The sequence below is a fragment of the Achromobacter aegrifaciens genome, from assembly GCF_902859735.1.
GTDB classification, from domain to species: Bacteria; Pseudomonadota; Gammaproteobacteria; order Burkholderiales; family Burkholderiaceae_B; genus Achromobacter; species Achromobacter aegrifaciens.
This window is the reverse complement of the sequence record NZ_CADIJY010000005.1, coordinates 175,054-200,880: the sequence shown is the minus strand read 5'-3', so window position 1 is coordinate 200,880 and position 25,827 is coordinate 175,054. Positions and strand designations below refer to the sequence as shown.

At 66.2% G+C, this 25,827-nt stretch carries 25 protein-coding genes; 15 read left to right on the top strand and 10 right to left on the bottom strand.

Features of this window, described 5'->3' with window-relative positions; translation table 11 throughout:
• Positions 1–102: 102 nt before the first annotated feature.
• The 4 genes from ssb to HV766_RS16985 all read left to right on the top strand — a co-directional run bounded on the left by ssb (position 103) and on the right by HV766_RS16985 (position 2,405).
• Entirely contained in the window at positions 103–624 is a 522-nt protein-coding gene (gene ssb / locus HV766_RS17000) for a single-stranded DNA-binding protein (RefSeq protein WP_119449719.1), read from the top strand.
• A gap of 358 nt (positions 625–982) precedes the next feature.
• Positions 983–1,288, top strand: coding sequence for a DUF4148 domain-containing protein (locus HV766_RS16995; protein WP_042795957.1), 306 nt, complete (start codon positions 983–985; stop codon positions 1,286–1,288).
• Positions 1,289–1,372: 84 nt separating this feature from the next.
• Complete coding sequence (locus HV766_RS16990; RefSeq protein WP_054457161.1) at positions 1,373–1,678, top strand: DUF4148 domain-containing protein; 306 nt, start codon at positions 1,373–1,375, stop codon at positions 1,676–1,678.
• A gap of 130 nt (positions 1,679–1,808) precedes the next feature.
• Positions 1,809–2,405: a TetR/AcrR family transcriptional regulator gene (locus tag HV766_RS16985; protein ID WP_054457159.1), complete on the top strand. Its 597-nt coding sequence runs from the start codon at positions 1,809–1,811 to the stop codon at positions 2,403–2,405.
• Positions 2,406–2,482: 77 nt separating this feature from the next.
• Here the strand turns inward: HV766_RS16985 and HV766_RS16980 are convergent, their stop codons facing one another.
• The 3 genes from HV766_RS16980 to HV766_RS16970 all read right to left on the bottom strand — a co-directional run bounded on the left by HV766_RS16980 (position 2,483) and on the right by HV766_RS16970 (position 6,500).
• Positions 2,483–3,343 (bottom strand): cysteine hydrolase family protein, encoded by an 861-nt coding sequence (locus tag HV766_RS16980; protein ID WP_054457305.1) that lies wholly within the window; start codon positions 3,341–3,343, stop codon positions 2,483–2,485.
• A 249-nt stretch (positions 3,344–3,592) separates the two neighbouring features.
• Positions 3,593–4,210: a TetR/AcrR family transcriptional regulator gene (locus tag HV766_RS16975; protein ID WP_175181581.1), complete on the bottom strand. Its 618-nt coding sequence runs from the start codon at positions 4,208–4,210 to the stop codon at positions 3,593–3,595.
• A 115-nt stretch (positions 4,211–4,325) separates the two neighbouring features.
• Complete coding sequence (locus tag HV766_RS16970) at positions 4,326–6,500, bottom strand: malate synthase G (RefSeq protein WP_175181580.1); 2,175 nt, start codon at positions 6,498–6,500, stop codon at positions 4,326–4,328.
• Positions 6,501–6,737: 237 nt separating this feature from the next.
• Here HV766_RS16970 and glcC point away from each other — a divergent pair, with 237 nt between their 5' ends.
• Complete coding sequence (gene glcC, locus HV766_RS16965; protein ID WP_013396917.1) at positions 6,738–7,502, top strand: transcriptional regulator GlcC; 765 nt, start codon at positions 6,738–6,740, stop codon at positions 7,500–7,502.
• A 46-nt stretch (positions 7,503–7,548) separates the two neighbouring features.
• Here glcC and HV766_RS16960 read toward each other — a convergent pair whose 3' ends face one another.
• The 5 genes from HV766_RS16960 to HV766_RS16940 form a co-directional block, all read right to left on the bottom strand.
• Positions 7,549–8,673, bottom strand: coding sequence for a saccharopine dehydrogenase family protein (locus tag HV766_RS16960; protein WP_175181579.1), 1,125 nt, complete (start codon positions 8,671–8,673; stop codon positions 7,549–7,551).
• Between the two features lie 202 nt (positions 8,674–8,875).
• Positions 8,876–9,268 (bottom strand): DUF4148 domain-containing protein, encoded by a 393-nt coding sequence (locus HV766_RS16955; RefSeq protein WP_082401215.1) that lies wholly within the window; start codon positions 9,266–9,268, stop codon positions 8,876–8,878.
• A gap of 307 nt (positions 9,269–9,575) precedes the next feature.
• Positions 9,576–9,980: a DUF1090 domain-containing protein gene (locus tag HV766_RS16950; protein WP_054457151.1), complete on the bottom strand. Its 405-nt coding sequence runs from the start codon at positions 9,978–9,980 to the stop codon at positions 9,576–9,578.
• Positions 9,981–10,117: 137 nt separating this feature from the next.
• Entirely contained in the window at positions 10,118–11,044 is a 927-nt protein-coding gene (gene ubiA / locus HV766_RS16945; RefSeq protein ID WP_054457303.1) for a 4-hydroxybenzoate octaprenyltransferase, read from the bottom strand.
• A 218-nt stretch (positions 11,045–11,262) separates the two neighbouring features.
• The gene (locus HV766_RS16940; RefSeq protein ID WP_119451792.1) at positions 11,263–12,462 is read right to left on the bottom strand and encodes an aminotransferase-like domain-containing protein; all 1,200 of its coding nucleotides are present in this window, start codon (positions 12,460–12,462) and stop codon (positions 11,263–11,265) included.
• A 179-nt stretch (positions 12,463–12,641) separates the two neighbouring features.
• Between HV766_RS16940 and HV766_RS16935 the strand changes: the two genes are divergently transcribed.
• From HV766_RS16935 to HV766_RS16910, 6 genes are all read left to right on the top strand, one after another.
• Positions 12,642–13,127: a GAF domain-containing protein gene (locus HV766_RS16935; protein WP_119451789.1), complete on the top strand. Its 486-nt coding sequence runs from the start codon at positions 12,642–12,644 to the stop codon at positions 13,125–13,127.
• Between the two features lie 318 nt (positions 13,128–13,445).
• Positions 13,446–14,342 carry a 4-hydroxy-tetrahydrodipicolinate synthase gene (gene dapA / locus HV766_RS16930; RefSeq protein ID WP_175181578.1) on the top strand — a complete coding sequence of 299 codons (897 nt, stop codon included), beginning with the start codon at positions 13,446–13,448 and terminating at the stop codon, positions 14,340–14,342.
• Positions 14,343–14,465: 123 nt separating this feature from the next.
• Positions 14,466–15,242 carry a sterol desaturase family protein gene (locus HV766_RS16925; RefSeq protein ID WP_088154586.1) on the top strand — a complete coding sequence of 259 codons (777 nt, stop codon included), beginning with the start codon at positions 14,466–14,468 and terminating at the stop codon, positions 15,240–15,242.
• Positions 15,202–16,134, top strand: coding sequence for a fatty acid desaturase family protein (locus HV766_RS16920; RefSeq protein WP_254593331.1), 933 nt, complete (start codon positions 15,202–15,204; stop codon positions 16,132–16,134). Before HV766_RS16925 ends, HV766_RS16920 begins: the two co-directional genes overlap by 41 nt.
• Positions 16,135–16,167: 33 nt before the next feature.
• Entirely contained in the window at positions 16,168–18,090 is a 1,923-nt protein-coding gene (locus tag HV766_RS16915; RefSeq protein WP_175181577.1) for an iron-containing redox enzyme family protein, read from the top strand.
• The gene (locus HV766_RS16910) at positions 18,090–18,986 is read left to right on the top strand and encodes a DUF6999 family protein (protein ID WP_054457139.1); all 897 of its coding nucleotides are present in this window, start codon (positions 18,090–18,092) and stop codon (positions 18,984–18,986) included. Before HV766_RS16915 ends, HV766_RS16910 begins: the two co-directional genes overlap by 1 nt.
• A 4-nt stretch (positions 18,987–18,990) precedes the next feature.
• Here the strand turns inward: HV766_RS16910 and HV766_RS16905 are convergent, their stop codons facing one another.
• Both HV766_RS16905 and HV766_RS16900 read right to left on the bottom strand, forming a co-directional pair.
• The gene (locus HV766_RS16905) at positions 18,991–19,863 is read right to left on the bottom strand and encodes a MurR/RpiR family transcriptional regulator (RefSeq protein WP_119451790.1); all 873 of its coding nucleotides are present in this window, start codon (positions 19,861–19,863) and stop codon (positions 18,991–18,993) included.
• A 26-nt stretch (positions 19,864–19,889) separates the two neighbouring features.
• On the bottom strand, positions 19,890–21,221 hold the full coding sequence (locus tag HV766_RS16900; protein WP_175181576.1) for an aspartate aminotransferase family protein: 1,332 nt from the start codon (positions 21,219–21,221) through the stop codon (positions 19,890–19,892).
• Between the two features lie 121 nt (positions 21,222–21,342).
• On the opposite strand from HV766_RS16900, the gene HV766_RS16895 reads away from it, so the two are divergent.
• From HV766_RS16895 to HV766_RS16880, 4 genes are all read left to right on the top strand, one after another.
• A complete protein-coding gene (locus HV766_RS16895) occupies positions 21,343–22,323 on the top strand; it encodes a Bug family tripartite tricarboxylate transporter substrate binding protein (RefSeq protein WP_054457135.1) in 981 nt (326 codons plus the stop codon).
• Between the two features lie 12 nt (positions 22,324–22,335).
• Positions 22,336–23,832, top strand: coding sequence for a M81 family metallopeptidase (locus tag HV766_RS16890; RefSeq protein WP_175181575.1), 1,497 nt, complete (start codon positions 22,336–22,338; stop codon positions 23,830–23,832).
• A 160-nt stretch (positions 23,833–23,992) separates the two neighbouring features.
• Positions 23,993–25,276, top strand: a complete 1,284-nt coding sequence (locus HV766_RS16885) for a putative Na+/H+ antiporter (protein ID WP_054457131.1) — start codon at positions 23,993–23,995, stop codon at positions 25,274–25,276.
• 230 nt (positions 25,277–25,506) lie between these two features.
• Positions 25,507–25,815: an FmdB family zinc ribbon protein gene (locus HV766_RS16880; protein WP_054457129.1), complete on the top strand. Its 309-nt coding sequence runs from the start codon at positions 25,507–25,509 to the stop codon at positions 25,813–25,815.
• Positions 25,816–25,827: the final 12 nt, after the last annotated feature.

Below are 25,827 nucleotides of genomic sequence, written 5' to 3'. Positions count from 1 at the left end.
CGTGTTTCATGAAGCCGGTCTTCAACATCATCGCTTTTATGTTGTTGCCGGCGCCTCCGCGGCAACGCACACGCAGGCTGTCAACAACAGAGGGACAACGGCATGGCATCGGTTAACAAAGTCATACTCGTGGGCAATCTGGGACGCGACCCGGAAGTCCGCTACAGCCCCGAAGGGGCGGCAATCTGCAATATGTCCATTGCCACCACCTCCACCTGGAAAGACAAGGCTTCGGGCGAACGCCGCGAAGAAACGGAATGGCACCGCGTCGTCATGTACAACCGCCTGGCTGAAATCGCCGGCGAGTACCTGAAGAAGGGCCGCTCGGTCTACATCGAAGGCCGCCTGAAGACGCGCAAGTGGCAAGACAAGGACACCGGCGCTGACCGCTACAGCACCGAAATCGTTGCCGACCAGATGCAGATGCTGGGCGGCCGCGAAGACGGCGGCGGCGGTGGCGCAAGCTTCGGCGGCGGTGGCGGCTACGACGACGCGCCTTCGCGCCCGCAGCAGCAGCGCGCCCCGGCCCAACGCCCGGCCCCGCAACAGCGCCCGGCTCCCGCCGCGGCTCCGGCCAGCAGCGGCGCTAATCTGGCGGATATGGACGACGATATTCCGTTCTAAGCCACAGCGCGGCATCAGACTTCAACAAGAACCCGGTAAATTCCTGATTTACCGGGTTTTTTGTTGCCCCTGGCGGTAGTGTGGGCCGACGCGTTCGAGAGGCCGACTCGCGGATGGGGCGCCATTCCGGCATAGGTGAGGCGAAGTCCTGGTGTTGCTGGAATTATTTTGTTTCACAAAATCCCCTTGCGCTATCTACCTAGTAGTAGATAAGATTCATCCATCGACGCAGCAAACCAAACACCCGCCGACGTCGAAACCAGAAATACAGTAGGACCGCTTTTTTATTTCCCTTCTTGTCTACCTATAAGTAGATAGTTTTTTGAACCGCTACGCAATCGTTATCTGGAGATCAACCATGAAGACCCTCGTATCCGCCCTGATCCTGTCCGCTTCCTTCATTGGCGCCGCCCAAGCCGGCGAGCTGGACTATCCGCCTGCCCTGAACACCGAAAGCACGGTGACCCGCGCCCAAGTGCAGCAAGAGCTGGCCCAGGCCCGCGCCAATGGCGAACTGGTGTCTGGCGAAGAAGGCTACGCCGCCACGATCTTTGCCGCCTCTGGCGACAAGAGCCGCGCCCAGGTCCAGAAGGAACTGGCCGCCGCCCGCGCCCAAGGCCTGACCGACAGCGCCGAACTGGCTTACCCGCCCGTGCAAGGCTGAGTTTTTTTCCCTCGATGTCTATCTATAAGTAGATAGCTCCATCGAAACCCTGACGCAGCACCTGATCCTTACTGGAGATCAACCATGAAGACCCTCGTATCCGCCCTGATCCTGTCCGCTTCCTTCATCGGCGCCGCCCAAGCCGGCGAACTGGACTATCCGCCTCCCCTGAACACGGAAAGCACGGTGACCCGCGCCCAGGTGCAGCAGGAACTGGCCGAAGCGCGCGCCAATGGCGAGCTGGTGTCGGGCGAAGAAGGCTACGCCGCCACGATGTTTGCCTCGGCCGGCGACAAGAGCCGCAAGCAAGTGCAGCAGGAATTGGCCGCCGCCCGCGCGCATGGCCTGACCGACAGCGGTGAGCTGGACTACCCGCCCGTGCAAGGCTGAGCTTCATGCCGGTACATGCGGATCCCGGGGGGCGGGATGATTCCCGGCCGGGGTCCGCAAGGGTTTTGGAGCAGTGGCAACGCTGCCGGAACCGATGACGAATCAACCTATTAGTAGGTAATATTCAGCCATGGACACTCCTACTTCCAACACCACTCGCGAACAGCTTCTGGCCCATGCCGAGAAGCTGATCCGCACGCGCGGATGCAACGGCTTCAGCTACCGCGACCTGGCTGAGCACGTGGGCGTAAAGACGTCCAGCATCCACTATTACTTTCCTGGCAAGGACGACTTGCTCTACGAGGCGGTCGAAGCCTACAGCGCGCGCGCGCTGGCCGCGATGCGCGGGATCGACACGTCGCTGCCGGCGCAAGCGCAGCTCGACCAATATCTGTCGATGATGGAATCGCGCGCCTGCGGGTCGGGCGAGCTCTGCCTGGCCGGCATGCTGGCGGCCGAGGTCAATTCGCTGCCCGAACGCGTGCGTGGCGCATTGCAAGGATTCTTCCGCGCGCACGAAGCCTGGTTGGCACGCGTGCTGGCCGAAGGGGCGGCGCAGGGCACGATGAAGTTCTCTGGCACGCCGGAGGCGGCTGGCCGCGCGGTGTTCGCCACGGTGCAAGGTTGCATATTGGTGGCGCGCCTGTTCCAACAGCCCGCGGCATTGTGCGAGGCCATCGGCGCGCTGTACGTGGAGTGCGACGGCAAGCACGGCGGCGCCGCCTGAGCGTTCCCGCTCCACGCAGCCCATCAACCACGGCCGCCATGCGCAAGCAGGCGGCCGTTGTGTTTTGCGCGGCGGGATCAGGCCGCGAGCAGCGCCCGCGCCATGTCGACGCTGGTGCGCGCCTGGATACCCAGGTCGCGCATGCGTTGCTGGAAGGTTGCCTGTGCGTCTTCGAAGCCCGCGACGGGGCTCATGCAGTCCGTCAGCAACACCAGGCGCGACAGGTCGCGGCCGGGCAGGTGCTCGGCCAGGTGTTCGACAGTGGCCTTGACGCAATGGCTGCCGGCCTGGCCGGCGATCAGGATGAGTTCGGCGCGGTCCAGCGAATCGAGCAGGCTGCGGTTGAGCTGGCTGCGCGGATCGTCGGCATCGGGGACTTCGGCCATCAGCGCGCTGTAGTGTTCGGTCCAGGGGTTCATGCCCTTGGGCACCTTGCGCACGATGAACTGGCGCTCGTCTTCCCAACGGCTGTAAGCCGCGCGCACGTCCGCATGCACGTTATGGCCCCAGGTGCCGATTTCGCAATGCAGCGGCCACACCATCAGCGTGTAGCGGCCGCGCGCTTCGAGTTCGTCCAGGTACGACAGGGTACGCGGCAGGTCGTCGTCGTGGCGCGGCCGGAAATCGCCCGCGCGCAGCTGTGCCGCCGTGATCTGCGTGTACGGCGCCACGGGCTGGCCGTCGCCGGTGGACCAGAAGGTCGGATGGGCGATGTCCAGGCGGTGGTGCGAATCCAGCGTCACCGTGATCGAGGTAAGCGCGGGCGCGGTCGTGTCGATGAAGTGCGCGAGCCGCTGCATGTCGGCGTGGGCGCCGGCCACAGGCAGGGCGGGCGCGTGCGCGGCGCCCGTCACGGGATCCGTGGGCAGGTACGACTCGGGCAGGTCGCAGAAGTCATTCTGCGGATCGATGATCAGTAGATGATTGGAGCGCGGCATGACGACGTTCGGGACAGGCGAACTCGAAATATAGAACGGGATGGCCATGTCTTTCTAGAAAAGTACCAGATGCTCGGCGCGGTCTGGTAACTGCTTGAGCAGCTCGCGCCACTGCAGCCAGACGCTGCCCCCGGCTGAAACGGCGATCACTGCGATAACGATCCACATGTCAGGCTCCTGGAAAATTTCGCACGACCGTGCGAAATTGAAGTAAAGAATTGCCGGCACGGGCCGGCGCTGGAAATACGGCTACTCGAGGTACTTGAAACTGCGGTAGGTGGAAATCAATCGTTCATAGGCCGCCCGCACGCGCTGGGGAGCCTTGGGATCCCGCAGGAAGCGGGCATCGTGCATCAGCCCGATCATCAAGCTGTAGACCTCGAATACGAGCTGCTCGGGATCCGTGTCCGGCCTGACGTGGCCGGCTTCGAGCGCCTGGTTGACCGTGCGCAGCATGGCGCTGCGCCAGCGCCGTAGATTGCCCTCCAGCACCGAGCGCAGCGGGGATTCCACGTCGTCGTATTCGAAGGCGCCGGCCACGTAGATGCAGCCCGTCAGCGTTTCGACATTGCTGGCGCGCTCGATCCAGAGCGAGACCAGGGCGTTGAGCCGGGGCAGGCCGCGGGGATGGGCCAGGGCCGGGGTGAACACGGCTTCAAGGAAGCGCCGGTCGTATTCGTCCAGCACCGCCTGCTGCAGGGCTTCCAGCGAGCCCACGCGCGAGAACACGCCGCTCTTGCTGATGCCCAGGCGCTTGGCCACCTGGCCGAGCGACAGGCTCTCCATGCCTTGCGCCGCGGCCATGTCCAGGGCCGCGTCCACAATGGCCGCGAAGGTCAGCTCGCTTTTCTCGGTTTTGGCAGTCATGCGGCAAATTTAGCACGACCGTGCGAAATTGACCTGGCTTTTTTCAGGGTCGCGCCCCGAAAAAAAACCGGACAGCCAGGCTGTCCGGTCTTGTTGCGGCAAAAGCGCGCCGGGATCAGGCCTGGTTGGCCTTGAACTCCAGGCGGTACTTGTGCAGCAGCGGCTCGGTGTAGCCGTTGGGCTGGGTCAGGCCTTCGAACACCAGCGCGCAGGCAGCCTTGAATGCCAGCGAGGTGTCGAAGTTGCCGGCCATCGGGCGGTAGAGCGTATCGCCCGCGTTTTGGCCGTCGACCACCTTGGCCATGCGCTTGAAGGTTTCCATGACCTGCTCGCGGTTGGTCACGCCGTGGCGCAGCCAGTTGGCGATGTGTTGGCTGGAGATGCGCAGCGTGGCGCGGTCTTCCATCAGGCCGACGTTGTGGATATCCGGCACCTTGGAGCAGCCCACGCCCTGGTCGATCCAGCGCACCACGTAGCCCAGGATGCCCTGCACGTTGTTGTCGAGCTCCTGCTGGATGTCCTGCGCGGACCACTTGGACGGATCGCCGACCGGCACCGTCAGCAGGCCGCCCAGCAGGTCATCGCGCACGCTGTCGAGCTTGGTGCGTTCCAGCTCCTGCTGCACCGCCTGCACGTCGATCTGGTGGTAGTGCAACGCGTGCAGCGTGGCTGCGGTGGGCGAAGGCACCCAGGCGGTGTTGGCGCCGGCCTTGGGATGGGAGATCTTCTGTTCCAGCATGGCGGCCATCAGGTCCGGCATGGCCCACATGCCCTTGCCGATCTGGGCGCGGCCGCGCAGGCCGGCATCCAGGCCGACCAGCACGTTGTTGCGCTCGTAGGCGGTGATCCAGGCGGTGGACTTCATGTCGCCCTTGCGCAGCATCGGGCCGGCTTCCATGCTGGAGTGCATTTCGTCGCCGGTGCGGTCCAGGAAGCCGGTGTTGATGAAGGCCACGCGCGCGGCGGCGGCCTCGATGCACGCCTTGAGGTTGATGCTGGTGCGGCGCTCTTCGTCCATGATGCCCATTTTCAGGGTGTTGCGCGGCAGCTTGAGCAGGTCTTCGACGCGGTCGAAAAGTTCGCTGGCGAAGGCGGCTTCGACGGGGCCGTGCATCTTCGGCTTCACGATGTAGACGGAACCGGTGCGCGAATTCAGCTTGTGCTTGCGGTCCTGCAGCGCGGCCAGGCTGGTGACCACGGCGTCCAGGATGCCTTCGGGGATTTCGCGGCCCTCGCGGTCCAGGATGGCCGGGTTGGTCATCAGGTGGCCGACGTTGCGCACGAACATGAGCGAACGGCCATGCAGGGTCAGCGGTGAACCGTCGGGACGCGTGTAGTCGCGGTCGGCGTTGAGCTTGCGGGTGAAGGTCTTGCCGCCCTTGGTGACCTCTTCGGTCAGGTCGCCCTTCATCAGGCCGAGCCAGTTGCGGTAGATATGGACCTTGTCCTCGGCATCCACGGCGGCGACGGAATCCTCGCAGTCCATGATGGTGGTGAGCGCGGCTTCCACCAGCACGTCCTTGACGCCTGCGGCGTCGGTGGCGCCGATGCTGTGGCTGCGGTCGATCTGGATTTCGAAGTGCAGGCCGTTGTTCTTGAGCAGGATGGCCGTAGGCGCGGAGGCCTCGCCCTGGTAGCCGGCCAATTGCGCGGGATTCTTCAGGCCGGTCGAGCCGTTGGCCAGTGCCACGCGCAGTTGACCGCTTTCCACGGTGTAGCCGCGGGCGTCGGCATGCGAGCCCTGGGCCAGCGGGGCGGCGGTGTCCAGGAAGGCGCGGGCGCGGGCGATGACGGCGGCGCCGCGTTCCGGGTTGTAGCCGCGGCCCGTGTCGCCGGGCGTGGCGGGGATGGCGTCGGTGCCGTAGAGCGCGTCGTACAGGCTGCCCCAGCGCGCGTTGGCGGCGTTCAGCGCGTAGCGCGAGTTGGACATGGGCACGACCAGCTGCGGGCCGGCCTGCTGCGAAATCTCGGTGTCGACGTTGTCGGTGGTGGCGCGCACACTGGCCGGCTGCGGCAGCAGGTAGCCGATGCCTTCCAGGAATTTGCGGTAGGCGGCCGGATCGGCGATGGGGCCGGGGTGGGCGCGGTGCCATGCGTCGAGCTCGGCCTGCAGGCGGTCGCGTTCGGCCAGCAACGCGCGGTTCTTCGGAGCCAGGTCGTCCACCAGGGCCGCGAAGCCTTGCCAGAAGCCTTCGGCATCCAGGCCGGTGCCGGGCAGGGCTTCCTGTTCGATGAATTGATTGAGATTGGCCGCCACTTGCAGGCCGTGATGCTGGATGCGTTGAGTCATGCGGTTCTCTAGCGGTAAGGGACTGGCCGACGCCGCGCGCCGGGCGTATCTGGTCTCGACATCATCGTTCGCGCCTGCCGCAATGTCCATATCAAAACCCACTGGTCATACCAGTTTGTGCACTGCCGTATGGGCAAAGCCGTAATTTTTATGGTTTTATATCAGCTACTTACGGGGGTGTTATGCAAGAGGTCCGATCGGGGATGCACTTGGTCATACCACTGGTGCGGAGAGTGCATGTACGCGGAAACTGAAGAAAAGCCTCGCCAGGTGGCGGACGAGGTCGCCGAACGGATCGAACGCCTGATCCTGGACGGCGTGCTGAAGGCCGGCCAGGCGCTGCCTTCCGAACGGCGTCTGACCGAGAAGCTGGGCGTGTCGCGCACGGCCTTACGCGAAGGGCTCAAGCTCTTGCGCGCGCGCGAGATCATCCACACCGCGCAAGGCAAGGGTTCGTATGTGGCGCACATATCCAAGGTGGATGCCGGTCCGCTGATGCACCTGTTCAATTCGCAGCCGCGCACGCTCTACGACCTGCTGGAAGTGCGTTCGCTGCTGGAAGCCGAGTCTGCCCGGCTGGCGGCCATACGCGGCACCGAGGCGGATTTCATCATGATCCGCCGCCGTTATGACGAAATGGTGGCGGCGCAGGGCACGGCCACCGACACGGCGACGCACGCGCATCTGGACCATGCCTTTCACCTGGCCATCTGCGAGGCTTCGCACAATCCGGTGCTGGTGCACACGCTGCAATCGCTGACGGACTTGCTGCTGGGCTCGGTCTTCGCCTGCGTCAACAACCTGTACCACCGCCAACCCGAGAAGCGCCAGATCGATCGGCAGCACACGCGGCTGTTCAACGCCGTGACGGCGCGCCAGCCGGAGCAGGCGCGCAAGGCGGCCGCGGACCACGTGGACAGCGTGCGCCAGAGCCTGGCCGATATCGAGCAGGAAGAGCAGCGCCTGGTGCGCGCGACGCTGCGGCTGGAAGGCTGGAGCTAGCGTCCTGCGCTCTCGCGGGGCAGGACGCATGAGGGCGCGTCGTGGTTCAGCGGTCGGCCATGGCGCCGCTGCCCGCCAGCGCCAGCGGCTTGCCCGCGTACACGCGGCCAAAGCGGTTGTTGATGAACGCGTCCAGATCGATGGCTTCCTGCCCGACGAACCCGCGTTGCGGCAATGCGCCCTGCGCCACCAGATCCAGCGCGGCGCAGATGCCGGCGGCGGTGGACAGCTGGATCGCGCTCAGGCGATGGCCGTCGACGTCCGCGCCGAAGATGCGGATGGGGTAGGACTCCTCTTCCAGCCGGCCATGGCGGCGGCCCGATGCCGAAGCCTGGATCACGATCACGTCCTGTTCGGTCGTGGGAATGGCGGCTTCGAAAATTTCCTTGAGCAGGTCGCGGCGGTCCCGCAAGCGCAAGTCGTTGAGCAGCAATTTCATGATGCTGCAGTGGCCCGGGTAGCGCACCGATTTGTAGTCCACGTTGCGGGCGCGGCCGCGCAAGGTGGCGGGCAGGGTGCCCAGTCCGCCGGACGTGTTGAAGGCTTCGTACTCCACGCCGTCCAGCGCGAAGGTCTCGTAGCCTTCCAGCGCGGGCACACTGGTCAGTTGGCCGTCGACGATGGCCTCGCAGGGATTGCAGTACTCGTTGATCAGTCCCTCGGTGCTCCAGGTCAGGTTGTAGCGCAGGCTGTTGGAGGGATAGCGCGGCAGGGCGCCCACGCGCATGCGCAGATCCAGCAGGGTATCGAAGCGGCGCGCCAGCGCGTTGCCGACCACGCCGATGAAACCCGGGGCCAGGCCGCATTGCGGCATCAGCACGCTGCGGGCGTCTTCCGCCAGCGCCTGGATGGCGTGCGTGCTGGCCACGTCTTCGGTCAGGTCGAAGTAGTGCACCCCCTCCTTGGCGCACAGGCCGGCCACCGCGGCGGCGCGGTGAAAGGGCAGCGCGTTGATGACCGCGTAACGCCCCTCGATGCATTGCGCCACGGAGTCGTCGCCGGAAATCTGACGGGTTTCACAACCCAGTTCGGCCACGATGCGCAGCCGTTCGGGATCCTGGTCGGCTACCAGTACCGAATAGCCGCCGCTGCGTTCCAGCATCAGGGCAATGGCGAAACCGATTTTTCCGGCGCCCAGAAGTACGACGGGCCGGGGAGAGGCGGTGGTCATGGTGCGGCTCCTGCATGGATGGGGGAGAGGGTGAGCTCATCCTATGCGCGGTCGCTGTCGATGTGTAGAGACTAAATAGTCGAATCGGCCATAGGTAACGTCAATTCGACTTAATTAAATATCGAAACGTCAAAAACAAAGCCCTCCGGTTTGGGGCCGGAGGGCTTTGGGGCGCTGCCTGGCCGGGGAGGCCAGGGGGGGATCAGCTGCCCAGGGGCGGGTAGTCCAGGTTGCCGAAGGTGACCAGGCCTTCCGACTTGGCCTGGGCCAGTTCGGTGCGGACTTCGGCGCGGGTCAGCGAGGTGGCTTGTTCAGCCGCGGCGACGGGCGGGTAGTCCAGGTTGCCGAAGGTCACTTCACCGGCGTTCTTGGCTTGTTGCAGTTCAGCTTGCACTTGCTGCGAGGTCAGGGTCGACTTCGGGGCGATGGCGGCGGGGTAGCCTTCTTCGCCGAAGGTGTATTGGCCCGAGGCCTTGGCTTGTTGCAGTTCGGCTTGGACCTGAGCGCGGGTCGGGCCCTGATCAGCCTCGGCGGCTTGGGCGCCGGCAGCCAGAACGGACATGGACAGCATCAAAGCGGTAGCAAGGGTTTTCATAGCAGACCTCCAATGTCTTGAGCTTGGGAGCCGAACCGCTGGCCTGATTGCCTGGGGTTCGCTTGCTGTGTCCCGATGAGATGCATTCTGGGCGCAAATCATCTCCGGATAAACCCTGATTCTCTGAAAACATCTTTCCAAAAAGAAGACTAATAGGTTTCCATTTCACCAAATGGCACCATGGGTGGTGGAATTTCCATTTGATGACACCATAGGAGGTAGTCCACCCGGTAGGGCGGAGGTCTGGCGGCGGGGGGAGTGGGGGGCGCAGCCCCGGAAAAGCCCGGGACCGGCAAGGAGGAGGGAATCAGCGGTTCAGTTCGACCAGCGCGGCGTTGTATTCCGCCTGGGCTTCGTCCAGTTTGCGCTGGGCTTTGTCGATCTTGTCCTGCTTGCCCTTGGCGCGGGCCTGCTTGAGCTCGCTTTCGCGCTCGGCGACCTTGTTCTGCTTCTCGCGCACGTCGGCTTCGCGCTGGGATTGCAGGCGGCTGTCGGTGCAATTCGCTTTGGCTTCGGCCAGGGCCTTGCGCAGGCCGGCTTCGCGGCGGGTATTGTTCTGCGCCTTGGCAGCGGCGATGTCGTTTTCGATTTCGCAGAACTTGGCGGCGCAGCCGCGCTGGGCCGAGCAATCGCTGGCGGCCTGGGCCGGAATGGCCACGAAGGCGGCGGCTGCGGCGGCCGTCAAGGCCAGGGATTTGAGCAATGAGGGCATGCGTGGTCTCCGTAATGCGTTGCGGAGGTTCCATCATGGGCCTTGCGCGCGATGCTCGCAATGCGCGGCATCAACGCAGCCTCAGCGCGGCGCGGACCCCGCCGATCGACCGGGTTCATTGCCGCGCCGGCAGGACGTCAGCGAATCAGCGTGCCGGCCAGTGCGGCGGCGACCAGCAGCGCGCCCAGCCAGAGGTTGGCGCGGAACAGCATGAAGTTGCGGTCGGGGCGCTGGATGTCGAAGACCTTCAACTGCCACGCCAGGTGCACGGCCACCGCCACCATGCCGACCTGATAGGCCCACGACAGGCCGATGGCGTAGCCGCCCCAGGCCCACAGCACGATGGTGGCCAGATAGAAGCCGCCGATCCAGAGCTTGCCCTGGTCGCCAAAGCGCATGGCGGTGGAATGCAGGCCCAGGCTGCGGTCGTCGCGCACGTCCACGTAGGCGTAGATGCTGTCGTAGCCCACCTGCCACAGCACGGCGCCCGCCCACATGGCGATGGCGGCCAGCGGCACGTGGTTCTGCGTGTCCGACCAGGCCATCAGCATGCCCCAGTTGAAGCAGATGCCCAGCACCACTTGCGGCCAGTAGGTGACACGCTTGCACAGCGGGTAGATGAAGACGAAAGGCAGCACTGCCACGGCCAGCCAGCGGCTCATTTCGTTCAGGAAGAACAGCAGCGACCCGCAGACCAGCAATTGCCCGAGCAGGAACCAGACCGCGTTCTTCATCGTCAGCTGGCCGCTGGTCAGAGGGCGGAAACGCGTGCGCTCGACGTGCTTGTCGAAGTTGCGGTCGCACATGTCGTTGACGGTGCAGCCGATGCCGCGCATCAGCAGGGCGCCCAGCGAAAACACGATCAGCCGCTGCAGGTCCGGCAGGCCGCCCGCGGCCTGGATCAGCGCCGCAATGGCCGGCAGCAGGGTCAGCCAGGTGCCGATCGGGCGGTCCAGGCGGCACAGGCGGGCATAGGGCCGCCAGGACTTGGGCAGCCAGCGTTCGACCCAGTCGGTGAAAACGATGTCGCTGAGGTCGACGGGAGATTGTTGGGGGGCGCTCACTGTCACGGCGAAACGGAATGGGAAAACCAAGAGCATAAAACAACGGCGGCCGGACATCGCGCCCGGCCGCCGTTCATGTCCTACCCCCCCCTTCGAGGCACCCGCGTCATATCGTCACTGTCGTGGCGAAAGCGGGGCCGCACGGATCCGGGCTCCGCCGGTCCGTAGCGGCGCCCCCCTGGGGGGGAAGCGCCACAGGCGCTTCGGGGGGGGACCTACTACACCTCGGCTTTTAGCAGCTTGCCGAGGATGGCGATGCCGCGGCGGATCTTGTCTTCCGGCACGGTGGCAAAGCTCAGGCGCAGCGTGTTGGTCTTGCCGGCGCCGCAATAGAACGGCGCGCCGGGCACGAACGCCACGTTTTGCGCGATGGCCTTTTCCAGCAGCTTGGTGCTGTCGATGTGCTCGGGCAACGTCAGCCAGATGAACATGCCGCCTTCCGGCTTGGTCCAGGTGACGGTGTCCGGGAATTCCTGCTTGATGGCATCCAGCATGCAGCTGCCCTGGGCGCGGTAGATCTCGCGGACGTTGGGCAGGTGCTCTTCCAGGAAGCCTTCCTTGACGATCTCGTACACGGCCATCTGCGTCAGCGTGGGCGTGTGCAGGTCGGTGGCCTGCTTGGCTTGCACCAGCTTGTTGATGAGCGGGCGCGCGGCAGCGATGTAGCCCAGGCGCAGGCCGGGGGCCAGCACCTTGGAGAACGTGCCCAGGCGCACGACGTTGGCGCCGTACTCGGCGGCCAGCGCGATCAGGCCCGGCTGCGGTTCGCCTGCGTAGCGCAGTTCGCCGTAGGGATCGTCCTCGACGATGGTCAGGTTCAGTTCCGCGGCGCGCTTGACCAGCGCGATGCGGCGTTCCAGGCTCAGCGTGCGGCCGGTGGGGTTCTGGAAGTTGGGCAGGGCGTACAGGAAGCGGGCGCCTTCGGCCAGTTCAGGCGTGATGGCTTCGGGGATCAGGCCGCCTTCGTCGGTGGGCACCGGCACGAAGTTGGGCTGGTACAGGCTGAACGATTGCAGCGCGCCCAGGTAGCTGGGGTCTTCGACCAGCACCTTGCTGTCCTTGTCGATCAGCACCTTGCCCAGCAGGTCCAGCGCTTGCTGCGAACCCGACACGATCAGGATCTGGTCGGCGGCGACGCTGGCGCCGGCCTTGTTCAGGTCATCAGCAACCCATTGGCGCAGCGGCGCAAAACCTTCGGTGGGGCCGTACTGCAGCGCGGCGCGACCGTTGGTGGACAGTACCTTGTCGAATGCCGCGCGAACTACCTCTACCGGGAAGCCGCCGGGCGCCGGCAGGCCGCCAGCGAACGAGATGACTTCGGGGCGCTCGGTTACCTTGAGGATCTCGCGGATGGCGGAGCTGGTGAGTTGCTGGGCGCGTTCCGAAAAGGAAAACGCAGGTTCGAGAGGCTTGTCCATGGAGTGCTTCTTGATCAAGAAGGGTAGGAAAATACGGGCGGTTGATCCCTTGGGGTGGCCCGGCGGAAAAAACATTCGGCAAAAAACTATTGTCCCACACGGCAGCGGCCCGGCCCCCTTAATGGCGCCAAGCCCTAAAATCACCTGCATCGATAACCGCCTGTACAGTTACATTTCCCATGTTCGAAGCCGCTCCCATCGTCGCCGATTCCAAGGCCGCCCTGTATGCCGGACTGGTCGCCCAGGCCCGCGCCCTGCTCGAAGGCGAGCATGACCGCATCGCCAATGCCGCCAACCTGAGCGCGCTGGCCTATCAGGCCCTGCCTGACCTGAACTGGGCGGGCTTCTATTTCTACGACGGCACGGAACTGGTGCTGGGCCCCTTCCAGGGCAAGCCGGCCTGCGTGCGCATCCCGCTGAACCGCGGCGTGTGCGGCGCGGCCGCCAGCCAGCGCCAGACCCAACTGGTGCCCGACGTGCATGCCTTTCCCGGCCACATCGCCTGCGATGCGGCCTCGCGTTCCGAGATCGTGGTGCCGCTGGTGCACCAGGGCCAGTTGATCGGCGTGTGGGACGTGGACAGCCCCGTGCCCGACCGCTTTGACGAGGACGACCGCCAGGGCATGGAAGCCCTGTGCGCGGTGTTCCTGGCCAGCCTGGGCTGAGGCGCGGCGTTGACAGCGTTGCGGGCTCCCGGTAGATTCCCGCATCTGCGCTTGCAGACCACTGCATTCAATCCATACATGATTCATCAGGCCAACCAATCCGCTTTCCCGTTCCGCGCCCAGGGCGTGGTGCTGGTTTGCGCCGGCCTGAAATCCAAAAAACAGCCGCTCATCTGACCGGAGCATGCTGTTCCGTCAGATGGGCGACGGAACGGCGGCCTCCTGGCGGCGCTTGGCGCCGTCCGCGCATCCTCTAGTATCCCGAGCACTTCTGTACGGTCCCCAACCACGGTCCGCTTACACCGAAGGAGTGTTCTCATGCAATCTCATCATCAATCTCCGATCCAGGGCGTCTGGGTGCCGCTGGTCACGCCGTTTGCCGGCGGCGCCGTGGATGGCGGGGCCTTGCGCCGGCTGGTGCGCCACTATGCCGCCGCGGGCGTGGACGGGCTGGTCGTGTGCGGCAGCACCGGCGAGGCCGCGGCGCTGGATGACGCCGAGCAACTGGCGGTGCTGGACGCCGTGCTGACCGAAGCGGGCCGGCTGCCCGTCATCATGGGCCTGGCGGGCAACCACCACGGACACGTGATGCAGCGCCTGGCCGCCTTCGGCACGCGTCCGCTGGCCGGCATCCTGGCGCCCGCGCCGTATTACGTGCGGCCCGGCCAGGAAGGCGCTGCCGCCTATTTCCGCTGCCTGGCCGATGCCTCGCGCTTCCCCCTGGTGCTTTACGACATTCCCTACCGCACAGGTACGACGCTGGACACGGCGACGCTGCTGGCGCTGGCCGCGCACCCGAACATCGCGGCGATCAAGGACTGCGGCGGTTCGCTGGAAAAGACCATCGCGCTGATCGCCGACGGCAACATGCACGTGCTGGCAGGCGAGGACCTGCAGGCGCTGTCCGTGATGAGCCTGGGGGGCTCGGGCATGATCGCGGCCGCCGCGCATATCCGCCCCGATCTGTTCGTGGCCATGCATCAGGCGGTGAAGGCGCAGCAGCTGGACTTGGCCAGGAAGCTGTTCCACGCGCTGGTCCCCATCATCCAGCTGACGTTCGCCGAGCCCAATCCCGGCCCCCTGAAGGCGCAGCTGGGACGGCAGGGCCTGCTGAGCGAGGAGCTGCGCATGCCCATGCCGTCCGCCAGCGCGGGCTTGGCCGCGCGCATGGACGCCGCCGTGGCGGGGCTGAACCGGCAATATCCCTGCCAGTAGCCCGAACTTGGTGAGCAGTCCGCCAGCTTTGTGGCCTTCGGATTCATTTTGTAATAAATGTCCTACCGGGAAGCTGACGGATTGCTTATCATGCGCCCATTCTTCGGGTGAAACAGAACGTTCATGGCCCAAGCTTTTGTAGCCTTGTCCGCCTGGCAAGTCATGCTGGCGGGCCTGCTTTTCTTCGGCGGCATCTATCTGGTCTTCGGCGCGGCCACCTGGCTGCTGACGCACTACATCCTGCCGGCTCTGGGCATCGGCCGCCCGCTGGACCCGCGTCCGTTGGCGCCGGGCCAGCTGCGGCGCGAGTTCGCGCAATCCGGCCTGTCCATCCTGCTGTTCGGCACGGGCATGATTTTCCCTTGGGGCCTGTTGCAGCTGGGCTGGGCGCACCTGGACCCAGACGCCAGCTGGCAAAAGATCACGCTCGAGATCCTGGTGCTGGTGGCCTGGAACGACGTGCACTTCTGGATCAACCACCGCCTGCTGCACACCAAGCTGCTGCGCCGCTTCCACTTGCCGCATCACCGTTCGGTCGTGACCACGCCGTTCTCGACCTATAGCTTTCATCCCATCGAGGCGCTGATGCTGGGCAACGTGATCATGCTGCCCATGGTGCTGCATGACTTCAGCTTCTGGTCGCTGGCGTCGGTGCCGCTGTTCAGCCTGTTCTTCAACTGCATCGGCCACGCCAACTACGACTTCTTCCCCAATGTGTCCTACGCGCATTGGTTCGCCGCCAGCCGCCGCCATCATCTGCACCACGCCTGCTACAACGGCAATTACGGCTTCCAGTTCACCTTCATGGACCGCCTGTTCCGCACCCGCCTGAAGGCCGAGGCGGCGCAGTCCCAGCTGAATGCTTTCCGGCAACGAGAATCGCTTGGCGGGCGCGCTTAAGCGGCAGCGCCGGCTGCCGTCGCTGCGCAACCGGCGCGACTGGCAAAGCCTGGCCTATCTGGGCGCATTGCCCGCGCTGGCGGCCTGGCAATGGGTGCACGGGTTCTGGTGGCCGCTGTACGGCCTGATGCTGTTCCTGACCCTGGGCGTGGGCGTCATCCATCACAACCACACGCATATCCGCATGTGGCGGGGACGCTGGACCAACCGCGCCACCGATTTCTGGATCACGCTGCTGCAGGGCCATCCGACCTTCGTGTTCTACCCGGCGCACGTGGCCAATCACCACCGCTACAAGCACGGCGCGCGCGACGTGGCGCGCACCTACCGCTTCGGCGGCGACACCAACCATCTGTGGGGCTACCTGATCCATCCCTTGCAGGCCGGCTGGGTGCTGTACCCGCTGTTCTTCGCCTGGCTGGGCCGCCTGCGCCGCCACTGGCCGGGCGCCTGGCGCTATTGCATGGCGCAGTACGGCGTGTGGCTGGGCCTGTGGGGCGGACTGCTGGCCGTGAATCCCATGAAGGCGCTGGTGTTCGTCATCGTGCCGCAGCTGCACGGCCTGCACTGGCTGCTGGCCACCAACTATCTGCAGCATGCCCATGCCGACGGCGGCCCCCGGGCCGTCGCGGGCCTGAACTATGCGCGCAATTTCGAAGGGCTGGTCAATCCGCTGCTCTTCAACATCGGCCTGCATACCGCGCACCACGAGCACCCGCGGGCGCACTGGTCCGAACTGGAGCGCCTGCATCGCGAGCAATACCGCAGCCGCGTGAATCCGGCGTTGAACGAGCCCGGCCTCACGCCCTACATGTTCCGCGTGTTCGTGCTGGGCGCCTTCCTGCCGCGCTTTCGCAGCCGTTCATGCATGGCGCCCGAGCACATCCGCTAGCGCCACACACCCTATATCCACCAGAGGCCTCTCATGCCCATCGCGTTTCATCGTGTCTATCTGGAAAGCGCCGGCTATTTCATGCCGGGCGAACCCGTGTCCAACGATGCCATGGACAGCTACATCGCGCCGCTGAACCGCATGTCCAGCCGCATCAAAAGCCGCATCCTGGCCGAGAACGGCATCAAGCAGCGCTACTACGCGATCGACCAGGAAGGCGCCACGGTGTTCAGCAACGCGCAACTGGCGGCCAATGCCATTCGCGATTGCCTGCGGCGCAACGACAGCGACCTGTCCGCCGTGTCGCTGCTGGCCAGCGGCTCGTCGGGCGGGGACGCGCTGATGCCGGGCTTCTCCAACATGATCCAGGGCGAGCTGGCCGCGCATCCGATGGAAACCCTGTCGGTGCACGGCATCTGCGCCGCGGGCGTATCGGCCATCCAGACGGCCGCGCAGGGCGTGGAGCTGGGCGGCCATGCCAGCGCCCTGGCCGTGGCCAGCGAGCTGCCGTCGCGGCTGTTCAAGCGTTCGCGCTTTGCGGCGCGCGGCTACGACGCCGACTTCGACGCGCATTTCCTGCGCTGGATGCTGTCCGACGGCGCGGGAGCGGTGCTGCTGGGCAATAGCGGCCGGCCCCTGCCGGGCGCTTCGCAGGGCGTGCGCCTGCGCTTGAAGTGGGTGCACCAGCGCTCGTTCTCGGGCGACTATCCGGTGTGCATGCAGCTGGGCCTTTCGGCCGACCGCGCTCGCGGCCATCTGGACTATCCGTCCTGGAACGAGGCCGAGGCCGACGGTGCGCTGTCGCTGCGCCAGGACATCCGCCTGCTGCCGCACCTGTTCGACATCGGCATCCATGAATACGCCAAGCTGGTGCGCGACGGCTGGGTGGATCCGGATCAGGTCGACCACTTCCTGTGCCACTACTCATCGGAGAAGTTCATTCCGGTGGTGGAAGACCTGATGGAGAAGGCCGGCCTGGTGATCCCGCGCGAGCGCTGGTTCAGCAACCTGGCGTGGCGCGGCAATACCGGCGCGGCGTCCATCCTGATCATGCTGGCGGAGTTCCTGGAAACGCGCGAAGTGAAACCGGGCGAGCAGATCTTCTGCTACATCCCGGAATCAGGCCGTTTCATGGCCGCCTACATGCTGCTGGAGGCCGAGGCCGTCCACGCCCCGCAAGTCGCCGCGGGCGCGCCGGCCGCAGCTGCGCCGCGCGAGGACGCGAACAGCGATGACGCTGCCGTCATCGCGCCGCCGCATGACCCGGACATGGCGCCCCAAGGCCTGGGCCAGCTGCTGACCGAACTGGCCGCAATCTGGCACGACTACCGCTCGCGCGTGTGGCGCACGCCGGTGGTGCGGCGCCTGCGCAACCGCCAATTCCAGACGGCCGACTACCTGAACTGGATGGAGAACTGGATTCCGCAGGTGCGCGAAGGCAGCAAGTGGATGCGCGCAGGCGCGGCCTCGCTGACGGAGCAATACGCGCCGCTTGCGGCGTTGATCGACACGCATGCGGGCGAAGAGCAGAACGACTTCCAGATCCTGTTCCAGGACTATCGCACCGCGGGCGGCGAGGTCGCCGACATTGACGCCCTGCGCCGCAATCCCGGCGGCGAAGCGCTCAACGCCTATCTGCACGGCCTGGCCGCCACGCGCGACCCCATCGGCCTGCTGGGCGCCATCTACATCATCGAAGGCACGGGCCAGCGCATCGTGCCGGCGCTGCTGCCGCTGCTCAAGGCCAGCCTGAAACTGCCGCCGGACGCCTTCCGCTTCCTGGAGTATCACGGCCACAACGACGAGCATCACCTGGCGCGCTGGCTGTCGGCGGTGGAACTGGCGCTGGATTGCGATGAGGACGGCCGCGCCGAGCAGCGCATCGTCGACACGGCGCGCCGCACGGCCGCGCTTTACCTGATGCAGTTCCACCACGTGATGGAAGGCGAGGCGTGATGAGCAAAGAACCCGAGTTCCTCGCCAAGCCGCACGATCCCGCCGATCCCAGCCCCTGGCTTGCGCTCTACCTGGACCGCAGCACGCCCTTGCCGGACAAGGTGAAGAAGGCCTGGCTGACGGATTCCAGCTGCGCTTCGCGCCAATACCTGCTGCCGTTCCTGCGGCCGTTGGCGCGCGCCTTCATCATCCTGATCCAGGTCATCAAGACCTTCCTGCCGCGCCGCTGGTCGCATTCGAAGCTGCTGCACCGCATCCTGGCGTGGGGCTTGAAGCGCTTCGTGTCGCCGGAGGCCAACTGGCTGATCCTGCGCCACTTCCACCTGGGCGCGCAGATTCTGTCGTTCATCGCCGCCAACTCGCCGGTGCCGGTCACGACCACGCCGCTGGAGCCGCGCGATATCGATGACCTGAAGGACGAACTCTTCGTCAAGCATGACCTGAACCTGTTCAACTTCGTCATCCGCCTGAACCAGGCGCTGCGCGATGCGGGCGTGGAAATGCATGCGCCGCAGCGGGTCGATTTTTCGATGATCCGTGATCCCGATCTGCGGCTCGAAGACATGCCGCAGGGCAAGCTGAATTTCCTGGACCTGCAAAGCGCCATCGAGCTTTTCACGCCGCTATATCAGCTGATGCTGACCGACAATGACTTCTGGCGCGCGGCCAATTCGCTGCAGCTGGACGAGACCATCGGCATCTATGCGGCCAAGCTGCTGGGCGCGCCGCAGCACCTGATCCTGGTCAACAACAACCATCCGCTGGTGCCGATGTCGACCCTGCGCGCGGGCTACCGGCTGGTGCTGCACGGGCTGTCCACCGAGATGCTGCACAGCCTGCTGATGGAAATGAAAGAGGCGCAGCAAGGCGGGGAGCCGCCCGCGCCGATCGCCTGAGTCCTTACCGCTTTTCGGCGTATACGCCGAAGCGTTGCAGCTGGGCTTCGCTGTTGCCGATTTCGCGCAGGCTCTCCTCGCCGCTGTGCGCCACCAGCATGGCGGCCAGCGTCTGCGCGATGGACAGCGCAGGCACCACCGAGGGGAACAACGAGGGCGTGTCGTTGGCCACCAGCAGCAGCGCCTTGGCGCCCGGGGCGATCGGCGACACTGCGCTGTCCGTGACCGCCACCACGCCGGCGCCGCGCTCACGCGCGAATTCCACGGCCGTGACTGCCGCCTGCGCATAAGGCGCCTGGCTGAAGGCGACCAGCGCGTCATCCGGTCCGATGCGGCGCAACTCATCGGCCAAGGTGCCGCCGACGCCGCTGAGCAAGGTCACCTTGTCCAGGAACATGCCGCAGGCATAGCTGAAGTGATAGGCGGCTGGATACAGGCTGCGCAGACCGATGACATAGATGCGGCGCGCGCCCGCCAGCAGGCCATGCGCGGCCTTCAGCGCGGGCAGGGCGGCGGGACCCAGGCTGCTGCCCAGGTTGCGCACTTCGGCGTCGAGGATGTCGGCGACCAGCCCCGCGTCTGCGTCGTGCTGTGGACGCTTGCGCAGCGCGGTGGCGCGGCCCGCGAAGCTGGACCCGCCTTCGGCCAACCAGTCGCGGTAGGGCTGGCGGAACGCTTCGTAGGTATCGAAACCCAGCTGCCGCGCCAGGCGTAGCATGACGCCGGCCTGCACGCCGGCATGGCCGGCCGCGGCGCGCATCGACTCCAGGGCGATGTCCTTGGGATGATCGATCGCATAGCGGGCCGCCTGCCGCAGCTTGGGCGGCAGGGCGGAAAACTGGGCTTCGATCAGTTTGTCGATGGCGGCTTTATCCATCTGCGCTCCGGGTAAGGTGCCGCGTATTATGGCGCATCGTCCGCCAGCGCCAGGTCGATGGCGCGGGCCAGCGCGTCCACCGCGAAGGCCAGTTCATCGGCCGTGCTGAGGTAGGGCGGCGCCAGCAGCACGTGGTCGCCAAGCTTGCCGTCTATGGTGCCGCCGCCCGGATAGCACAGCAGGCCCAGTTCGCGCGCCTGCGTCTTGATGCGCGCATGCAGGCGGCGCTGCGGCGCGAACGCGCGCAGGCTGCCGGGATCCTCGGCCAGCTCCACGCTCCAGAACATGCCCCGGCCGCGGATGTCGGCGACGTGCGGGTGTCGTTCCAGGCGCGCTGCCAGCATGGCGCCGAACTGCGCGCCCATGTCGGCGACGCGCGCCACCAGCTTGTCGCGCAGCACGATGCGCTGCACTGCCAGCGCCGCGGCGCAAGCCACCGGATGGCCGACGTAGGTGTAGCCGTGCTGGAACGAGCCCGAGCCCGCGTTGATGGCGCCGATGACGCGGTCGTGCGCCAGCACGGCGCCGATAGGCACATAACCGCCGCCCAGACCCTTGGCCAGCGTCAGCAGATCCGGCACCACGCCTTCCTGCTCGAAGGCGTGATAACTGCCGGTGCGGCCCAGCCCGCACATGACCTCGTCCAGGATCAAGAGCACGCCATGGCGGTCGCACACCTGGCGGATCTTGCGAAAGTAGCCCGGTACCGGCGCGACCGTCCCCGCAGTGGCGCCGACCACGGTTTCCGCGATGAACGCGGACACCGTGTTCGGACCCAGCCGCAGGATCTCTGCGTCCAGTTCCGCCGCCAGGCGGTCGGTGTATTGCTCGTCGCTTTCCCCGGCTTCGCGGTAGTGCAGGGCAAAGCAGGGCGAGACGTGATGGCTTTCGATCAACACGGGCTGGTACAGCGCGCGGCGGCCGGCGTTGCCGCCCACCGACAAGGCCGCCAGCGTGTTGCCGTGATAGCTCTGGCGCCGTGCGATGTAGCGGTAGCGCCCGGGCTCGCCGCGCTCGACGTGGTACTGGTGCGCCATCTTCAGGGCGGTCTCGACCGCTTCCGAACCGCCCGAAACGAAGTAGGCGTTGCCCAGGCCCGCCGGGCTGTTGGCCGCCAGGAGATCGGCCAGTTCTTCGGCGGCCGGGGTGGTGAAGAAGCTGGTGTGCGCGTATTCCAGCGCGTCGAGCTGCGCGACGGCCGCGGCGCGCACTTCGGGGTGAGCGTGTCCCAGGCACGAGACCGCCGCGCCGCCCGAGGCGTCGAAGTAGCGTCGGCCTTCCTGGTCGACGATGAAGCTGCCTTCGCCCTTGATGGCGATGGGCAGGGGGCTGGAGTTGCGATGGATGATGCGGCTCATGGCGTCGTGAGTGGTGTGGTTTGTCAAATAAAACACATGGTATATTTGTTGTAAAAATAAACCAAACGGTTTTATTGCCACGTAGGCCGTTGCATCGTCATCATTCGCTCAAGGGGGCGTCATGAAGTTTTCCCATCTGTTGCGTCGTTGGACTTTCGGGATTGCGGCGGCTGCCGCGTTGGGCGCGGCTGCTCCGGCCAGCGCCGCCTGGCCGGAGCAGCCGGTGCGCCTGGTGGTGCCGTTCGCCGCTGGCGGCACGACCGACTTGCTGGGCCGCCTGATGGCCGAAGGCCTCGGCGCGGAGCTCGGCCAGTCCGTGGTGGTGGTCAACAAGGCCGGCGCGGGCGGCAGCCTGGGCGCGTCCGAGGTGGCGCATGCACAGCCGGACGGCTACACCTTGCTGCTGGGCACGCCCGGCACGCAGATCATCAACGCCTACGTCTACAAGAAGATCGGCTACGACCCGGCCAAGGACTTCGCGCCGGTCGCCTACGTGGCGCAGGTGCCCAACGTGGTGCTGACGCATCCCGGCTCTGGCCTGAAGAACATGGACGACCTGCTGCGTACCGCGCGCGCCGAGCCCGGCCGCCTGAACTGGGGATCGCCCGGCGTGGGCAGCTCGGGCCATCTGGCGCTGGAGATGATCAAGCGCATGGGCAAGGTGGACATCCGCCATGTGCCGTACAAGGGCGCCAGCCAGGCCAACAATGACCTGCTGGGGGGCCAGATCGACCTGTCGGCCGACAACCTGCCCACCGCCTTGCCGCTGATCAAGGCGGGCAAGCTGGTGGCGCTGGGCGTGACCTCGGCCCAACCAGTGGCCGCCGCGCCGGGCGTGGCCGCCATTGCGCAGTCCGTGCCGGGATTCGAACTGACCTCGTGGTTCGTGGTGATGGCGCCGGCCGGCACGCCGCAGCCCGTCATCGACAAACTGAACGCCGCCGCCCAGCGGGTGCTGGATGCGCCCGCCACGCGCGAACGGTTGGCCGCCTTGGCCGCGCAGCCCATGGGCGGCACGCCGCAAGCCTTGGCGCAGCATCTGCAGACGGAGCGCGAGAAGTACCGCGTCCTGATCGAAGGCACCGACATCCGTCCGGAATAAGCGGGGAAACGCATGGGCAAGCGCACGAAGAAAAGGCTGGCGGTGGCGCGCTTCTGGTACGAAGGCAACGCCTTCTGTCCGGCGCCCTGCACCATGGCGGATTTCGAACGACGCGAGTGGCGCAAGGGCGGCGACGCCCTGGCCGCCGCCGCCGGCACGGCCACCGAACTGGGCGAAGTGGCCGAGTTCGCCCGCGCGCATCCGGACTGGGAGGTCGTGGCCTTGCGCTGCGCGTCCGCTCTGCCTGGCGGGCCGATAGACGACGCCGTGCACCGTGCCTTTACCGAAGAGGTGCTGGCCGGACTGGCCGCGGACGAGGATGGCTGGGACGCCGTCTACCTGTCGCTGCATGGCGCCGCCATCACCGACCTGCGCCAGACACCCGATCTGGATTTCGTGCGGGCCGTGCGGGCCTTGTTGCCCGACGTGCCCCTGGGCGCGAGCTTCGACCTGCACGCCAACCTGGCCCCTGAGCTGGGCGGCCTGCTGGACTGCGCCAGCGGCTACAAGACCTATCCCCACATAGACATGCGCGAGGCGGCGAGCCGCGTGCTTGATATGTTGCTGCGCACGCAGGCCGGCACGCTGTCGCCGCGGGTGCTGGTGGCCAAGCCGGACCTGCTGTTGTCCAGCTTCAACATGCGCACCGATGCCGGGCCCATGCGCGAATTGCAGGATCTCGCGGCAGTCCAGTGCGGCGAGGGCGTGGTCGAAGTCTCGGTGTTTGGCGGCTTTCCGTATGCGGACACCGTCGATACCGGGGCATCGGTGCTGGTGGTGGCCGACATGACTCGCGATGCCGCCGGCGCGCGGGCGCAGGCCGTGGCCGAAACCATGAAGGCGGCGATGCGGCGTCTGGAGCCCGCGTTTGCGGTCACCTTGCCGACGCCGCAACAGGGATTGGCGCAAGCCGTGGAAGCGGCGCGCGCGGGCGGCCTGGTGGCCGTCACCGACCCGGGCGACAACCCCTTGTCGGGAGGCGTGTGCGACACGCCGGCGCTGTTCCGCGCCTTGCTGGATGCGTCGATCGACCTGCCTTGCGTGTTCGCCAGTTTCGCGGATCCGGAGGCAGTGCAGCGCGCGCACGAAGCGGGCTTGGGCGGCGACTGCGAACTGGAACTGGGCGGCCGCGTGAGCCGCGATTTCGGCGCGCCGGTGCGTGCGGCGTTCCGGGTCGAACGCTACACCGATGGCGAATTCAGCAATACGGGTCCGATGGAAACGGGCGTGCGCACGAGCTGCGGCCGCACCGCGCTGCTGTCGCTGCGCGACAGGCCCAATGTGCAGGTCATCGTCACCGAGCTGGTGGCGCCGGCCAACGATCCGGGCTTCTTCACCTTGCATGGCGTCGATCTCGATCAGGTGCGGCTGCTGTGCGTGAAGGCCAAGAACCACTTCCGAGCGGCCTTCCTGCCGCTGTGCGCTGCGATCATCGACGTCGACGCGCCCGGCCCCGCGGCGCTGGACCTGCGGCTGCTGCCGTTCCGGCATGCGCGCAGGACGCATTGACCAGCGCGCAAGACCCGCGGGAATAGCGGCGCGGACGTGCGCGCCTTGGTGTTGACCCTGCGTTACACGGCAAGGGCCTTGCGCTATATTGCGACCCTTGTCCCGCAGGCCCGCCGGGCGGCGTCCGCGCTGTCGTATCCCTCTTCCGGAAGTCGTTTACATGCCCCAGACACTTGAAGTCATCGCCACCCTCCTGTTCGCCGTGGCGGTTCTTCATACCTTCTCGGTTCCGTTCTTCGCGCGGCTCGCGCACCGTGGCGGACCGCATGCGGGCTTCTGGCATCTGTTCTCCGAAGTCGAGGCCGTGTTCGGCGTCTGGGCCTTCGTGCTGATCGTGGCGATGGCGGCGCTGGCCGGCCCCTCGCATGCCATCGAGTACATGGACACGCGCAACTTCACCGAGCCGCTGTTCGTCTTCGTGATCATGGTGGTGGCGGCCAGCCGGCCTATATTGGAACTGGTGGGGACGCTGGTGCGCCTGGTGGCGCGCGTGCTGCCGCTGCCGCGCGAACTCGCCACTTTTTTTGTCGTGATGTCGCTGGTGCCGTTGGGCGGCTCCTTCATCACCGAACCCGCCGCGATGACGCTGGCTGCCATTCTGCTGCGCGACGCCTATTTCCGCAGCAGCGGGCGCGCGGGCTTCAAATACCTGACGCTGGGCGTGCTGTTCGTCAACGTCTCCATCGGCGGCGTGCTGACTTCCTATGCCGCGCCGCCCGTGCTGATGGTGGCCTCCACCTTCGGCTGGGACTCCACCTTCATGGTGCAGCATTTCGGCTGGCGCGCCGCGATTGCCGTCTGCCTGAATGCGGCGCTGTTGACCTTCATCTGCCGCAAGGCGCTGCTGGAGCGCTCGGTGGGCACGGGCGGCGGCGTCGACGCGCCCGAAGGCGGCGATGCGCGCGGGCCGGTGCCGCTGCTGGTCATGCTGGTGCACCTGGTCTTCCTGGTCGCCGTGGTGCTCAGCGCGCATCATCCGGCCATCTTCCTGGGCCTGTTGATGATGTTCATCGGCTTTGCCGAAGCCTACAAGCGCCACCAGAGCCGCCTGATGATCAAGGAAGGCCTGATGGTCGGCTTCTTCCTGGCCGGGCTGGTGGTGCTGGGCGGCCTGCAGAAGTGGTGGCTGCAGGACCTGCTGGGCGGGCTTGAACCTTTCGTGCTGTTCTGGGGCGCTACCGCGCTCACCGCCATCACCGACAACGCCGCGCTGACCTACCTGGGTTCGCTGGTCGAAGGCACCAGCGAGGCCTGGCGCTACATGCTGGTGGCCGGCGCGGTCACGGGCGGCGGGCTGACGGTGATCGCCAATGCGCCCAACCCGGCTGGCTTCGCCATCCTGAAGAACCACTTCCCGGACGGCAGCATTTCGTCGGGGCGGCTGTTCCTGTCGGCCCTGGCGCCGACCCTGGTGGCGGCGGTCATGTTCCTGCTTCCTGTCTAGGGAGACGGCCCTCGGGATGCCCCTGAGGCGCCGCCCAAGGCGGGCCGCCGGGGCCGGACACCGGCCGTTCACGAAAAACCGCTAAAATTCAAGACTTTCCCGTATTTTTTCCGGCCTCGCCCACCCGCCGCTTTCCGTTCGGACCAGGTCTTGCGACCCGATCCGGCCCCGGACATTGCGTCCGGCGACAGCGGCTCTTGATATGCCGGGCCCGCGCCTGGGAGCCCTAGATGCCCATTTACGCTTACAAGTGCAGCGCCTGCGGCCATGCCAAAGACGTCTTGCAGAAGATTTCCGATGCGCCGCTTTCGGTTTGCCCCGAATGTGGCGAAAGCACGTTCTCCAAGCAGGTGACCGCGGCTGGGTTCCAGCTCAAGGGCTCCGGCTGGTATGTCACGGACTTCCGCGGCAACGGCAGCGGCGGTTCGGCCTCGGCCAGCACGCCGGCCCCGGCTGAAAGCGCCGCGCCCGCAGCCGCAGCCGCGCCCGCAGCTCCGGCCGCCCCGGCGACGCCTGCAGCCGGTAGCGCCGCATCCTAGAGCACACGCGAT